The organism is Kosmotoga pacifica, assembly GCF_001027025.1.
GTDB lineage: Bacteria > Thermotogota > Thermotogae > Petrotogales > Kosmotogaceae > Kosmotoga_B > Kosmotoga_B pacifica.
Map to the genome: position 1 here is coordinate 385,462 of NZ_CP011232.1, position 13,960 is coordinate 399,421.

Consider the following 13,960-nt stretch of genomic DNA (forward strand, 5'->3'; position numbering starts at 1 on the left):
TTGTGTTGGAAAAGAGGACCCATAACTGTGGTGAACTTAGGAAAAAGGATGTTGGTAAAGAAGTTGTCCTGAATGGTTGGGTTGATCGCATAAGGGACCTTGGAGGAATAAAATTTGTTCTGCTTCGTGATAGGTATGGATACACGCAGGTGGTTTTCAATCCAGAAGATAAAGAATTATATGAAAAGGCTCTTTCTTTGTCTCCTGAATACGTGATTTCCATCAGGGGTAAGGTTATGGAAAGACCTCAGGATGCCGTTAATCCCAAAATGCCCACGGGAGAAATCGAGGTTCATGCGGTTTCTTTGAGTATACTTTCTGAGTCACAGACACCACCCATTTATGTGAACATAGATGATGAATCCTCAGAAGAGCTACGATTGAAATACCGTTATCTCGACTTAAGGCGTCCAAAAATGCAGCGTAATTTAATCCTACGCCACAAAGTCGTTCAGGCTATCAGGCGGTTTCTGAACAATCTGGATTTTCTGGAAATCGAGACTCCAGTGCTCACAAAATCCACACCTGAGGGTGCAAGGGACTTTCTGGTTCCTTCAAGGTTAAAACCGGGAAAATTCTATGCTCTTCCACAATCGCCACAGCTTTTCAAGCAACTCCTGATGGTCGCAGGCCTGGATCGTTACTATCAGATAGTAAAATGCTATAGAGACGAGGATTTCAGGGCTGACCGTCAACCTGAGTTTACACAGGTAGACCTCGAGATGTCCTTCGTGGACGAAGAGGATGTCTTTGAAGTGGTAGAGGGGATGCTTAAAGCGGCCTTAGAAGAAGCAACTGGAATAGAGCTACCAGATAAATTTGATAGAATGACATATGATGAAGCCATAGATCAGTATGGTAGTGACAGACCCGACAGAAGATATGGAATGGAGCTCCACGATATAACCGATATCTTCAAGTCCACGGGATTCAGAGTGATTTCGAGTTCGATTGAAACCGGGGGTGTTGTCAGGGCATTCAAAATTCAGGGACTGGCGAGCAGATTCACCCGTAAGCTGATAGATCAATATACTGAACTTGCTAAATCTCAGGGACTTGGTGGACTCATCTGGATAAAGATCGAAAATGAATTGAAATCTTCAATTTTGAAGTTTTGTGGCGAAGAGGTGCAATCAGTCGCTGAGCGTTTGGGTGCGATGAATGGCGACATTATCTTCGTGGCCGTCGGTGAACGGGAACTCGTTTCAAAAGCCCTCGGAAAAGTGCGCGAGAAAGTAATCGCCGAGGAACTTCCAGTTGCTGAAGGAATCGATATTCTGTGGATAACAGAATTCCCTATGTTTTCCTTCAACGAAGAAGAAAAACGGATCGAAGCCGAACACCATCCTTTCACCATGCCGGACTTGAATGACCTATCACGCTATAAGGACACCAACCCGCTAAAAATAAAATCTCGCGCATATGATCTCGTGATAAATGGGTACGAAATCGGGAGTGGGAGCGTGCGAATTCACAGACAGGACATCCAGAACGAGATCTTCAAACTTATCGGTCTCTCCGATGAAGAAGCGAACAAGAAATTTGGGTTCCTACTCGAGGCTTTTAAATATGGTCCACCTCCTCATGCTGGTATTGCCCTCGGCCTTGACCGATTGGTAGCAATTTTAGCAGGAGCCAATTCAATAAGAGATGTTATAGCCTTCCCTAAAACAGCTAGCGGCTCCGATCCTATGACTGGTGCCCCTTCTGAAGTATCGCAACAGCAATTGAAAGAACTGAAATTGATGTTGATGGATGGTAGGGGAGAATAGGAATGAAGATTGCCATTGACGGTCCTGCTGGTTCTGGAAAATCGACTGTAGCAAAGTTACTCGCTAAAAGACTGGGATTTGAATATGTCGATACCGGTGCTATGTATAGAGCTATCGCGTGGAAGGCATTCAGATCCGGGTATTCTCCGAATGATAGACCCGGGATATCAAAGATCATAGAAAGTACAACTTTTTCATTAAAGAACAATCAGCTCTTTATGGATGGTAGTCCTATCGGTGATGAAATTAGAACTTCAGAAATTTCAATGCTCTCTTCGGCAATCGCGAAAATACCGGAAGTCAGAGCCTTTCTCACAGAGGAACAAAGGAAATTGGCTGCTAACAGAGACGTTGTGATGGAAGGTAGGGACATAGGAACTGTTGTTCTGCCCGATGCCGAATACAAGTTCTTTATTAAGGCTTCAGCGGAAGAACGCGCAAAGCGCAGGTTATCTCAGCTCAAAGAAATAGGTATAGATGCCGAGTACGAAACTATCCTGAAAGAAATAGTCGCCCGAGACATAAACGATTCATCCCGGGATATAGCCCCTTTAAAGCCAGCTGACGATGCCATCGTGATAGATACAACGGACATGCCACTGGAAGAAGTCATAAATTACATCTTAAAGAGGATGGGGATTGAATGAAAATTTACATGGCAGCTTCGACAGGTTTTTGCTATGGAGTAAATCGAGCTGTCACTACCTGCGAAAGATTACTTAAAAGCGGTGTGACTCTATATTCTCAGGGTGAACTCGTTCACAATGAAGAAGTGGTGAAACACCTCAGAAAACTCGGTCTCAAAGTTCTGAACAATGGGAAATTCCCTTTGAAACCTGAGCAAGGTTCTGCTGTTGTCATAAGGGCTCACGGTGTCCCACCAAATATAGAAAGTGCTTTGAAGAAAAGCTTTGAAAGAGTCATAGACCTGACCTGTCCGATAGTGTACAATGTATTTAGACTGGCTGAAAAACTAGAAAAACAGGGCAAACTTCTGGTCATATTCGGTAGAAAGGATCACGCTGAAGTGAATGCTCTCTGCGGGAGAGTTAAAAATTACGTTATTGTCGAGCCCGGTTACGATCCCTCGACAGTTTATTCAACAATATTGAAAAAGGCAACTAAGCGAATCGCATTGATTTCCCAAACCACGATGGATCACCGGGAATTCATGGATTTTGCCGAACAGGTTAAACTGGTCGTAGATTTAGAGGTAGAAATCTTTGACACTATTTGTAATGTAACCGTTAAAAGGGAAGAAGAAGCTAGAGAACTCGCCACTAGATGCGCTGCTGTGGTGGTAGTGGGTGGCAAGCACAGTTCCAACACTAAGAAACTTGTTACTATTGTTGAAAAATCTGGCAAGCCAGCGTTTCACGTCAGATCGCCGGAAGAATTACCCCCACTCCAAGAATTCGAGAGTGTGGGTATTATAAGTGGCACTTCTACACCATATACCCAAATCCAGAGAATTCTGGATTACATAGAAACCAAATACGAAGGGGAGGTTATCCATAATGGATGAAGTAAGAAAGAACAATGAGGAAAACCTCAGCATGGATGAGATTTTTGAGAGTATGGACGATTTTTCTATGAGAAGGGGGAGCGTCAAAGAAGCAGAGGTTTATTCATTACAGCCTGATGGGCTTCTTGTCCTGTTTGACGGAAAACTCGATGGATTTGTACCAGAGTCCGAACTTGTGCACCCTCTCAAAGAATACAAAATCGGGGATAAGATAAAAGTCACCATACTGAAGGTCAATGAAGAAGAGGGAAGGAGTACCGCCTCAGAGATCAGGGTCTTTCGAAGAGATGCCCTTAAAACAGTGGAGAATAAATTCAAGAACAACGAAACCATTCAGGGAAAGATTGTAGCAAAGGTGAGCAGTGGTTACAATGTAAGACTATTGAACGTGATCGACGCGTTTCTGCCTGGTTCTCATTCAGGACTTCGAATCGATGATGAAATTCCCGAAGAATCGTTAGATTTCAAGATAATCGCCTTCCGAAGATCGAGACGTGGTGCCCCAAGAATCGTCGTGTCGTTAAAAGAACTAAAAGAACAAAGGATAAAAGCCTACTTTGACAGCATAAAAGAAGGGTATATGATTACTGGTACAGTTGAATCCATCAAAAAATTCGGTGCTTTCGTGAAGTTGACTAATGATATCACCGGTCTTATCCCTGCATCAGAAGTTAGCTGGGATTCATCCGTAAGGATAGAAGATGTTCTCAAACTTGGAGACAAAATCGAAGCAAAAGTGATAGGCATAGATAGAGAAAAAAGGAAAATATCCTTAAGCCTCAAACAATTACAAAAAGACCCATGGGATGATATCGAAGAGCGCTTCCCCGTGGGAACTGTTCACAACGGAAAAGTGAAATCCATCGTCCCCTTTGGATTCTTTGTTGCTCTTGAGAATGGTATAGAAGGACTTGTTCACATTTCCGAAGTCTTCTGGGGCAATACGAGAAAGAAACTTCAGGAAGTTGTGAAAGTGGGAGATGAAGTGCTTGTCAAGGTGAAAGACATCGATAGGAAGAAACGAACTATTTCATTGAGCTATCGTGAAGCTCTCGGTGACCCGTGGGATGACATAGAATCAAGATACAATGTTGGAAAAGTTGTTGAAGGAACGGTTGTCAAAGTTTTGCCCACTGGCGTGATCATCGAACTCGAAGAATATGTCTCCGGTTTTGTACCACTCTCGGAAGTTTCATGGAATTTCGTTGATAAGATTGAAGATGTAGTCAAAGAGGGTGATACCGTTTCTGTTCAGGTAATATCTCTCGATAAAGAAAATCGTAGAATGAGATTGAGTCTTAAGAAAGCCACCGAAGATCCATGGAAAAGGGTAGCTGAAGAATTGAAAGTCGGCGATTATGTTTCTGGAACAATCACTCGTACGATAAAATCAGGAGCAATAGTACTTGTTGACGATTACAATGTAGAGGCCTTTCTTCCTGTATCTCAGGTTTCAGACAAAAAGGTCGAGAATATCGAAGATGCTATAAATCCGGGACTGAAGCAGAATTTTAAGATAATCCGCCTCGTTTACGAACCAGAAAACGACTCCAGAAATATGGTGGTATCCATAAGACAGTACTTGAAAGACATAGAAAAGAGGGAAACTGAAGAAGCCCTCAAAGAGCTATCTTCAGAAGATACGAGTACCCTTTCTCTTGGAGACAAGCTTAAAGAACATCTTGAGAAAGAGGATACCTCTGAGTAAAATAGGAGGAATTCAATAGTGGCAACAGTTCTCATAGTTGGACGTCCAAATGTTGGAAAATCAACGTTGTTTAATCGTCTAGTTGGCGGAAGAAGAGTGATTGTTGACGATCTCCCGGGTGTAACCCGGGACTTCGTCTTTGGAAGGGTGGAATGGCAACAGAAGGCCTTTGAAGCTGTAGATACCTGTGGTCTTTTTGACAACCCGAAAGATATAGTCGAAGAAAAGATGAAAGAGGTTACTCTCGACATCATAGACGATGGGGACTTGATTCTTTGGGTTGTTGACGGAAGAAATGGTTTGACCGCTGCAGACCACGATCTGGCTAATCTTCTACGCAAGTACAAAAAGAAACTTATTCTTGTGGCGAACAAGGTAGAAAATGAGGCAAGTTTTGAAACGAACGTTAAACCAGATTTGTACAGCCTTGGATTTGCAGAACCTATTCCTATTTCTGCCGACCACGGTCTAAACATCGATATACTTCTGGACTCCATTATTCAGAAACTCGAAGAACTGGGACACCATATCGACTATACTCCCGAAGCGGAGGATAATGAAGGTCTAAAGGTTGCTATTATAGGCAAACCAAATTCCGGCAAATCATCACTTTTCAACGCTATCGTTGGTAGCCAGCGTAGTCTGGTAACAGATTTTCCTGGCACAACACGAGATGCTGTTGACGAAACACTGATAATCGATGATACCCCCATCACATTCGTTGATACTGCCGGTATTAGAAAAAAAACAAGTGTAAGTGTAAAAAACGTTGAATACTACAGTGTGATGAGAGCCATTGATACCTTAGAAAGGTCTGATATTGTCGTTCTCGTGATAGATGCCACACAGGGAATAAGTAATCAAGACCAGAGAATTGCTGGACTTGCCGAGAAAAATGGGAAAGGGATCATCACCGTATTCAATAAGGTTGACTTAATAGACGACAGAAAAATGAACAGCCTTTTAAAGGCTTTTGAGCTTGAGTTATACTTTATCGATTACAGTCCCGTGCTATTTACCTCGGCTCTCACCGGTTTTGGAATAGATGAGCTTATTGACAAAATATTCCTCGTCGGCGAAAAAATAGATTATCGTATACCAACGGGTCTGTTGAATAACCTCATTGGGAGATTTGTGAGTTCGACTCCACCGGTCGGCACGAAAGTGAAAAAAGCAAAGATTTATTATGCTACCCAGATAAACACCCGCCCTCCTCTTATAATGTTGAACGTAAACAATCCGAAACTTTTCACACAGTCCTATCTGAGAGGATTGAGAAGGGCAATCAGAGAAAACATAGACCCGCTCGAGGGTACACCAATATTCATTAAGTTGAGGCGAAAGAGATGATGCAAGCGATTTTTCTGGCAATAATTGGCTATCTTTCTGGGAGTATTCCCTTTAGTTATATTATTCCAAAATTAAAAGGGATCGATATACGGAAAGTTGGAAGTGGCAATGTCGGAGGTACAAATGTCCTCAGAAATCTTGGTGGAGTTATAGGGTTCACAACCATGGTTCTCGATGGTCTCAAGGCATTTATCCCAATGCTCATCGCGATGAAGTATTTTGGGCTTCCGAAAGATGAAACAATAATCATCGGTTTCTTTGCGGCGATTGGGCACAGCTACTCGATTTTTCTAGGCTTCAAAGGTGGGAAGGCGGTAGCTTGCACCGTTGGAACCCTAACGGGAATAAAGGGATATTTTCTACCTTTGTTCCTTGCAATATGGACTCCCATAGTACTCATTACCAAGTACGTATCCCTCGGTTCTATAATGAGTGTGGCTGTTATGGATGTCATCGTATTTTTCATAGCAGGTAAGGAAGCCGGTCTGTGGATACTCGCGTTCTTTCTGTTTACGGTCTTCAGGCACAGAGAGAATATAGCGAGACTAATAAAAGGAGAAGAAAGAAAGACCGATCTAATAGCGGCATTTAAAAATAAACGGGACCGATAGGTCCCGTTTATTTTGTACCGCCTCCGCGTACATTTTCTTTGAAGACCCTGATTCTCAACATATGTCTTTGGAGTTTTGCGTTGATACGCGCTTTCTCTTTTGTATCTTTCTCAACCTTCAATATTTCCCGAGCCCTTGATATCTTTTCCTCCGCTCTGTGAATATCGATGTCTTCAGGTCTTTCAACCGCATCTGCTACAATAATCGTTTCGGTGCGTGTGTTTAGAAGATATCCTCCGTGAACCGCAAATAAAAGAGTTTTGCCTTCGGTAGTTTGAATTTTTACCAGTTCTACGGCGAGTTTCGTTATCAAAGGGGCACGTTGTGGAAGAATACCCATACCGCCTTCAGTGCTACGAAAGGCCAGATAGTCTGCTTCTCCTTCCCATTTGATCTCAAAGGGCGTCACGATCTTGACATTGAGAGACATGTTATCGCCCTCCAGCAAGGGTTTTTGCCTTTTCTACCGCCTCATCTATTGTGCCAACCATCATAAAAGCTTGTTCAGGCAAGTCATCGTGCCTTCCTTCAAGGATTTCTTTGAATCCACGTACAGTTTCTTTGATAGGGACATATTTTCCGGGAATATTGCTGAATCTTTCCGCAACGAAGAAAGGCTGAGTGAGGAATCTCTGAATTCTTCGTGCCCTTCTAACAATGAGTTTATCTTCTTCAGAGAGTTCTTCCATTCCAAGAATCGCAATGATATCCTGCAAATCTTTGTAGCGCTGCAATACTTCCTGTACTTTCCTCGCAACCTGGTAATGCTCTGTTCCCACTATTGTCGGGTCGAGATTCTTCGAAGTGGAATCAAGGGGGTCAACAGCCGGATAGAGTCCCTGCTCTGCGATAGACCTCGAAAGATTAACAGTAGCATCAAGATGACTGAACGTTGTTGCAGGAGCCGGGTCCGTAATATCATCGGCTGGAACATAAATCGCTTGAACGGATGTTATAGAACCACTCTTGGTGGATGTTATACGTTCCTGAAGTTTTCCCATCTCTGAGGCAAGTGTTGGCTGGTAACCGACAGCGGACGGCATTCTTCCAAGTAGGGCGGAGACTTCAGAACCTGCTTGAACAAACCTAAAGATGTTATCGATGAACACCAGGACGTCTTTTTTCTGGACATCACGGAAATATTCTGCCATGGTAATTGCCGAAAGCCCTACTCTAAACCTGGCTCCTGGCGGTTCGTTCATCTGGCCGAAGACTAGAGCAGTATTTGGGAGAACACCGGCTTCTTGCATTTCTAACCATAGGTCGTTTCCTTCCCTTGTACGTTCACCGACTCCGGCAAATATCGAAAGCCCCTTGTGTTCAATAGCGATATTCCTGATAAGTTCCATAACCAGAACAGTTTTACCTACCCCGGCCCCACCAAAGAAACCTATTTTTCCACCTTTGTTGAAAGGGGCGAGGAGGTCAATTACCTTTATACCTGTTTCGAGTATTTCAATGTCTGTCTTCTGTTCGGTTATTCCCGGCGGTTCCCTATGTATTTCCCAGCGTTCTTTCGCTTCTACCGGACCGCGTTCGTCAATGGGCTCTCCCAGCAGATTAAACATTCTTCCGAGTATTTCATTACCCACAGGAACAGAAATTTGCTTCCCGGTATCAACAACTTCCTGGCCTCTCACCAGTCCGTCAGTCGAATCGAGAGCGATTGCTCTGATCATATTATCGCCAATTATCTGGGCAACTTCGAGGATGATTTTCTTTCCGAGAAACTCGTTCTCAACTTCCAGTGCGTTGAGAATGTCAGGCAATATCGCTCCTTCAAAACTGACATCAATAATGGGACCTATTATTGACACGATCTTTCCTTTGTTCACTTCATTGGTGGCTTTCACTTTCTTCTTGGAGTTCTTTGCCACGCTTACACCTCCAGATCAACCTTTTAGAGCCTCGGCTCCATTCACGACTTCGATTATTTCTTGAGTGATTGTTGCCTGACGTACTTTGTTTCTGATAAGGGTAAGTTGCTCTATCATCTTCTGGGCGTTCTCTGTGGCGTTTTTCATGGCGTTTTGCCGGGCAAATAATTCGCCTACTTTAGTTTCATATGTCACCAGTAAGATGACAGACGTCACCCATGATTCGAGAAGCTCGCCGTAAAGAACATCAATTTCAGGTTCAAAATCGTATAATTCGTTTGTTTCGAAATTATCGTCAGGCTCAAAAGGCAGGACTTCATAAATAGCGGGTAATTGTACCATGGGATTTTTGAATCTACTATATACAATTTTCAGTCCAGATGCATTCACTTCATTCATGGCTTCATATACCCTGTTCCAAATGATGACAGCTTCGTCGGGGTCAGGTACATCGTAAAATCTTGAAAAACTCCCTTTGAGCAATGGATTTCCTTTGTAGTGCTGTTCACATTTATTCCCAACCGTTATGATGGCTTTTATTTCGCCTTTTTCCAATACTCCATCGGCAAGCCTTAAAATTTCACTGTTGAACGCTCCACAGAGTCCCATGTCCGCTGTAATTACAAGTAGAACACTACCTTCTCCGCTGGGTTTTTCGACTTCATTTATAGATGAACGGACTATGGACAGCGTCTTCCTTAAAGTACTTTCGTATTTTCTAACAAAAATAAGAGATTTTTCGACTTTCTTTATCTTTGCCCGGGCTACCATTTCCATTGCCCGGGTGATCTGCATCGTTGATTCTGTGGACTCTATTCGCTCTTTAATTGCGCGAAGTTTTCCTTTGCTCACAATACCACCTTCAGCTTAGGAAGGACTCTTTTACCTCTTCAATTGCTGCGGTAAGAGCCTTTTCGATTTCGTCTGTGAGATCTTTTCCCTCCCTGATTTCAATCAGTATATCCGGATGTTTTTCCTTCAAATTCTGCAATAGAGCCTTTTCGAAGGCTAAAACCCTCTCGGTGGGTATGTCGTCGAGAAATCCCTTTGTTCCTGCGTAAAGCACGGCTATTTGTTCCTCAACAGGCATTGGCGTATATTGAACCTGTTTAAGAAGCTCTGTCAGCTTCTCACCCCTGATCAACTGCCTTTGAGTCGCCTGATCGAGGTCAGTAGCGAACTGGGCAAAGGTTAGTAATTCTCTGTACTGAGCGAGATAGAGCCTGAGACTCCCGGCGATTTTTTTCATAGCCTTTATTTGTGCAGAACCACCGACTCTCGAAACAGAAAGTCCAACGTTGATAGCCGGTCGATTGCCCGCATAGAAAAGATTCGGGTCAAGGTATATCTGGCCGTCAGTGATAGATATAACGTTTGTGGGGATGTACGCACTGACATCATTTGCAAGAGTTTCTATAATCGGTAAGGCTGTGAATGAACCTCCACCGTGCTCTTCATTAAGTCTTGCTGCTCTTTCAAGCAATCTGGAGTGCAGATAAAAGACATCCCCGGGATAAGCCTCTCGCCCAGGTGGTCTTCTCAAAAGCAATGAGAGTTCTCTGTACGCAGCGGCGTGTTTTGAGAGGTCATCATATATAACCAGGGCATCTTTTCCGTTGTACATGAAGTATTCTGCCATTGCAGCACCCGCATAAGGCGCAAGGTAAGCAAGGGTTGCCGGGTCGCTGGCAGATGCTGCAACGATGGTGGTATATTCCATCGCACCTGTTTCATTGAGTTTATCAATTATCTTTGCCAGCGCCGCTGATTTCTGTCCTATGGCAACGTAAATACAGTATACACCCTGGCCTTTCTGGTTAATGATGGTATCGATAGCTATTGCAGTCTTCCCAGTTTGTCTGTCACCAATTATCAGTTCTCTTTGACCCCTTCCTATGGGTATCATGGAATCGATCGCTTTAATACCTGTTTGAAGAGGTGTATCAACAGGTTTTCTGAGGACAACACCGGGAGCTTTGACTTCAACAGGTCTGAACTCCTTTGTATCGATTGGGTCTTTACCATCGATAGGTATTCCAAGGGGATTTACAACCCTGCCAAGCAAAGCTTCACCGACAGGGATCTGCATGATCCGGCCTGTTCTCTTAACGAGATCCCCTTCTTTTATCTCTTTATAATCACCGAGAATGACGATACCTACGTTGTCCTCTTCGAGGTTAAGGGCCATACCGTAAACGCCATTTTCAAAGGCCACTAATTCGCTCGACATGACGCTTTTAAGCCCGTAAGCACGTGCGATACCATCACCAACCTGTATAACCTTTCCGGATTCAAAATAGTCTATTTCTTTATCCATATCTTTGATCTGAGTCTCTATTATCCTGGTGATCTCTGAGGGACTGATTTTCACTCAACCACCTCCAAGTGGCCAATTTTAACTGCTTGCACCTTGTTTGATTCTTTTGAGTCTTCCCAGCACGCTCATATCTACAACTTTATCTTCATACTTCAAAATAAGGCCTGCAATGAGTTCAGGTACTACCTTTACTTTAAAACTGGGTTCTCTTCCGGTTTTAGCGAGTATATACTTCCTCAATCTTTTGTATTCTTCACCCGTAAGTTCGAGGGCCGTTTCTACTTCAACATCTATTTCACCCCTTGCCTCGGCAAGGAGATTAACATAGCTCGTAAATATATAGGGTAAGTATTCAAGTCTTCGTTTTTCTCCTAGAACCGTAATAAACCGGCTGAATATTTCCGGCACTTCGCCGAGGAACTTCAACAGCATCTCCGATGCCTTTTTTCTGGGAAGTGTTGGGTCAAGCAGTATTTCACTTACCTCGGGCTTCCCAATAAGCTCGGTAGCTGTTCTTAAGGCGTCAACAATTTCATCACCGTTTTTTTTACCAGAACACAAAAAAAGCGCCCTAGCGTATCTAAATGCGACCGTGGGCGAATACTTCATCTCTCATCACCCAGACTCTCCATTAGCTTCCTCGTGTATTGCCTTCGTGCTTCCTCATTCATTTCTTTTCCGAGTATCCTGAGAGCCATTTCAACAGCCGCAGTCATAACAATTCCCTGTATTTCTTTTACAGCTTGTTCTCTTTCCTGAGCAATCTGGACCTCAGCAGCAGCAATGATTCGAGCTGCTTCCGTCTTTGCCTTTTCTTTGGCTTCGTTTATAATCTTTTCTGCTTGCTTTTCAGCACTTGCTATAATCTGAGAAGCTTTCTCATGTGCTGTTTCGAGTTCTTCGCGGTGCTTTTCTCTGTATTCCTCGGCTTCCAGCCTTAACTTCTCGGCTTTTTCTATTTCGTTCTTAATCATTTCCTGCCTTTTCCCGACTATATCAAAGAATCTATCAAAAAGAAGTTTCTTCAATACAAAGAAAAGGACCAGGAAGTTCAGGAGTTGTATGAGCGATGTAAGGTTAAGTTCTATCATTTCTTTACCCCCTTCTTTCGGGGTGGGTGGATTAACCCACCAGCAGTATCATGAATGCGATGACCAGTGAGTAAAGCCCTGTTGACTCAGTAACGGCCATTGCGAGCAACATTCTTGTGGTGAGAGTTCCAATAAGTTCTGGCTGCCTTGCCATTGCTTCCATTGCCTTGGCACCAATGTTACCTTCACCGACACCCGGACCAATAGCTCCAATACCCATTGCCAGTCCAGCGCCAATGAATTTTCCAAGCTGTACCAATGCATCTCCAAGTTCCATACACAGACCTCCTTATAAACAAAATTATTCTATTACAGAACCTATATAAGCAATTGCGAGGATAGTAAACACGAGTGCCTGAATACTACCTACAAAAATCCCGAAAAATCCCCAGAGGAATGTGGGCATCAGAAAGTATTTAACGAGGTAACTGATGATTAGAACCAACAATCCCCCACCCATGATATTTCCAAAAAGCCTTAGTGAGTGGGAAACAGGTTTTGCAAGCTCACCGATAACATTCATGGGAAACATGATGGGATTGGGTTCGAAAAAACCTTTTACCCACTGTCCAAATCCTTTGGCCTTTATCGCAAAAACATGGCTGATTATCAGCACCATCACCGCAAAAGTAGCGTTCGTATTCAGATCAGAAGTTGGTGTGTACCACGTGTCTTCAAATATCGTAAAGATTACCCCATTGTTTCTTGGAACAGCTTGAATTCCAGGAATACCACTTATTATATTCGAAACAAATATAAACAGAAAAAGAGTCGCAGCGATATTAAACGTAGGACGTACGAATTCTTCTTTTGGAACCGCGTCTTTGGTCAAATCCAGAATATAGTCGAGAAGCATTTCAATCAAACTTTGCTTTTTCCCGGGGATGATTGTAAAAACCTTTATTGAAGAGGCAAAAGCTATCAAACCCACCATAATAGCCCAGCTCATAAACACAGTCATCGGGTTTACTCTGTTCAACGGTGGGGTACCAAAAGGGAGCTGGTAGATCCATCTCTGTCCCACACTTTCATCGAGTTTTGGAAACTGGTAGCCCGTGACGATGATATAGGTGAAAATTGCAATGTAACCTGCAACAATGATTCCCAGAAATACTTTATCAGATTTAGTGAGCTGTATTTTCACTCAACCACCTCCCAAAAATGAAAAGCGAAAACTTAAGGTTGAGCAGCCCCAAAACCGCTCCGAAAAAAAACACTTTTCCGTAAATCATAGCTGTACCCAATCCAATCGCATACAGAAAATATCTTAACAGGAAACCAAATCTAAATAAAGCCCCTCTTTTTTCCAGAACTTTTACATCCTTCACCATCAGCCACCAGCCAGTAATCGAAAACGCCGTTCCATAAAGGATTCCAAGCACATCTTCGTTCATAAATGGAAAAAACAATACCAGTTCAACTAGAGCAAGAATCATCAGAGCCACCGTTTCTTTTATCGCCACTCTTGTTATTTCTTTCATACTTTTCAGCTTCTTTCAGCAAATATCTGATTCCCTGATACAGTCCCGAAAAGATTCCGAGCATAAAAAAAAGGACGAGCCAGATTTTTCCTAGATTTGCGTATTTTACCAACAAGTATCCTATCAATCCACCGACAAAAACATTGGATATGACCACAATCCCGAACTGGAAAACCATGTTCAACATACCAAACTGTTTAAAACCAAATTTCTTTTCCTTCATTCACT

Annotated in this window: 16 protein-coding genes; 6 read left to right on the top strand and 10 right to left on the bottom strand. The window is 43.1% G+C overall.

The features are described from left to right. Positions 1-5 precede the first annotated feature (5 nt). Genes aspS through plsY form a run of 6 tightly spaced genes read left to right on the top strand, consistent with a single transcriptional unit; the run spans position 6 to position 6,966 of the window. On the top strand, positions 6-1,772 hold the full coding sequence (gene aspS / locus IX53_RS01890; protein ID WP_047753910.1) for an aspartate--tRNA ligase: 1,767 nt from the start codon (positions 6-8) through the stop codon (positions 1,770-1,772). Then, entirely contained in the window at positions 1,769-2,419 is a 651-nt protein-coding gene (gene cmk / locus IX53_RS11095) for a (d)CMP kinase (protein WP_047753911.1), read from the top strand. The genes aspS and cmk overlap by 4 nt, the downstream gene beginning before the upstream one ends. After that, entirely contained in the window at positions 2,416-3,297 is an 882-nt protein-coding gene (gene ispH, locus IX53_RS11100) for a 4-hydroxy-3-methylbut-2-enyl diphosphate reductase (RefSeq protein WP_047753912.1), read from the top strand. Before cmk ends, ispH begins: the two co-directional genes overlap by 4 nt. Continuing rightward, complete coding sequence (locus tag IX53_RS01905) at positions 3,290-5,005, top strand: S1 RNA-binding domain-containing protein (RefSeq protein ID WP_047753913.1); 1,716 nt, start codon at positions 3,290-3,292, stop codon at positions 5,003-5,005. Before ispH ends, IX53_RS01905 begins: the two co-directional genes overlap by 8 nt. An 18-nt stretch (positions 5,006-5,023) precedes the next feature. Then, entirely contained in the window at positions 5,024-6,355 is a 1,332-nt protein-coding gene (gene der, locus IX53_RS01910; protein WP_047753914.1) for a ribosome biogenesis GTPase Der, read from the top strand. Further along, a complete protein-coding gene (gene plsY / locus IX53_RS01915) occupies positions 6,352-6,966 on the top strand; it encodes a glycerol-3-phosphate 1-O-acyltransferase PlsY (RefSeq protein WP_047753915.1) in 615 nt (204 codons plus the stop codon). The genes der and plsY overlap by 4 nt, the downstream gene beginning before the upstream one ends. A gap of 7 nt (positions 6,967-6,973) precedes the next feature. Here plsY and atpC read toward each other — a convergent pair whose 3' ends face one another. Genes atpC through IX53_RS01965 form a run of 10 tightly spaced genes read right to left on the bottom strand, consistent with a single transcriptional unit; the run spans position 6,974 to position 13,955 of the window. Next, positions 6,974-7,396, bottom strand: a complete 423-nt coding sequence (atpC, locus tag IX53_RS01920) for an ATP synthase F1 subunit epsilon (RefSeq protein WP_047753916.1) — start codon at positions 7,394-7,396, stop codon at positions 6,974-6,976. A 1-nt stretch (position 7,397) separates the two neighbouring features. After that, positions 7,398-8,801 (bottom strand): F0F1 ATP synthase subunit beta, encoded by a 1,404-nt coding sequence (gene atpD / locus IX53_RS11005; protein ID WP_420811582.1) that lies wholly within the window; start codon positions 8,799-8,801, stop codon positions 7,398-7,400. A 57-nt stretch (positions 8,802-8,858) separates the two neighbouring features. After that, entirely contained in the window at positions 8,859-9,695 is an 837-nt protein-coding gene (atpG, locus tag IX53_RS11010; protein WP_047753917.1) for an ATP synthase F1 subunit gamma, read from the bottom strand. A gap of 10 nt (positions 9,696-9,705) precedes the next feature. Further along, complete coding sequence (gene atpA, locus IX53_RS01935) at positions 9,706-11,214, bottom strand: F0F1 ATP synthase subunit alpha (protein WP_047753918.1); 1,509 nt, start codon at positions 11,212-11,214, stop codon at positions 9,706-9,708. Positions 11,215-11,238: 24 nt separating this feature from the next. Further along, positions 11,239-11,769 (bottom strand): ATP synthase F1 subunit delta, encoded by a 531-nt coding sequence (atpH, locus tag IX53_RS01940; RefSeq protein WP_047753919.1) that lies wholly within the window; start codon positions 11,767-11,769, stop codon positions 11,239-11,241. Continuing rightward, positions 11,766-12,251: a F0F1 ATP synthase subunit B gene (gene atpF / locus IX53_RS01945; RefSeq protein ID WP_047753920.1), complete on the bottom strand. Its 486-nt coding sequence runs from the start codon at positions 12,249-12,251 to the stop codon at positions 11,766-11,768. The genes atpH and atpF overlap by 4 nt, the downstream gene beginning before the upstream one ends. Before the next feature lie 31 nt (positions 12,252-12,282). After that, positions 12,283-12,528, bottom strand: coding sequence for a F0F1 ATP synthase subunit C (locus tag IX53_RS01950; protein ID WP_047753921.1), 246 nt, complete (start codon positions 12,526-12,528; stop codon positions 12,283-12,285). A gap of 24 nt (positions 12,529-12,552) precedes the next feature. Beyond that, a complete protein-coding gene (gene atpB, locus IX53_RS01955) occupies positions 12,553-13,395 on the bottom strand; it encodes a F0F1 ATP synthase subunit A (protein WP_053001104.1) in 843 nt (280 codons plus the stop codon). Further along, on the bottom strand, positions 13,376-13,732 hold the full coding sequence (locus IX53_RS01960) for an ATP synthase subunit I (protein WP_169746179.1): 357 nt from the start codon (positions 13,730-13,732) through the stop codon (positions 13,376-13,378). Before IX53_RS01960 ends, atpB begins: the two co-directional genes overlap by 20 nt. Further along, positions 13,668-13,955, bottom strand: coding sequence for an AtpZ/AtpI family protein (locus IX53_RS01965; protein WP_047753923.1), 288 nt, complete (start codon positions 13,953-13,955; stop codon positions 13,668-13,670). Before IX53_RS01965 ends, IX53_RS01960 begins: the two co-directional genes overlap by 65 nt. Between the last annotated feature and the right edge of the window lie 5 nt (positions 13,956-13,960).

Coding starts and splice junctions, on each gene's coding strand:
- IX53_RS01950 (WP_047753921.1), bottom strand. CDS start 12,528: ATGGAACTTGGAGATGCATTGGTACAGCTTGGAAAATTCATTGGCGCT.
- IX53_RS01965 (WP_047753923.1), bottom strand. CDS start 13,955: ATGAAGGAAAAGAAATTTGGTTTTAAACAGTTTGGTATGTTGAACATG.
- atpH (WP_047753919.1), bottom strand. CDS start 11,769: ATGAAGTATTCGCCCACGGTCGCATTTAGATACGCTAGGGCGCTTTTT.
- IX53_RS01905 (WP_047753913.1), top strand. CDS start 3,290: ATGGATGAAGTAAGAAAGAACAATGAGGAAAACCTCAGCATGGATGAG.
- atpC (WP_047753916.1), bottom strand. CDS start 7,396: ATGTCTCTCAATGTCAAGATCGTGACGCCCTTTGAGATCAAATGGGAA.
- ispH (WP_047753912.1), top strand. CDS start 2,416: ATGAAAATTTACATGGCAGCTTCGACAGGTTTTTGCTATGGAGTAAAT.
- atpF (WP_047753920.1), bottom strand. CDS start 12,251: ATGATAGAACTTAACCTTACATCGCTCATACAACTCCTGAACTTCCTG.
- plsY (WP_047753915.1), top strand. CDS start 6,352: ATGATGCAAGCGATTTTTCTGGCAATAATTGGCTATCTTTCTGGGAGT.
- IX53_RS01960 (WP_169746179.1), bottom strand. CDS start 13,732: ATGAAAGAAATAACAAGAGTGGCGATAAAAGAAACGGTGGCTCTGATG.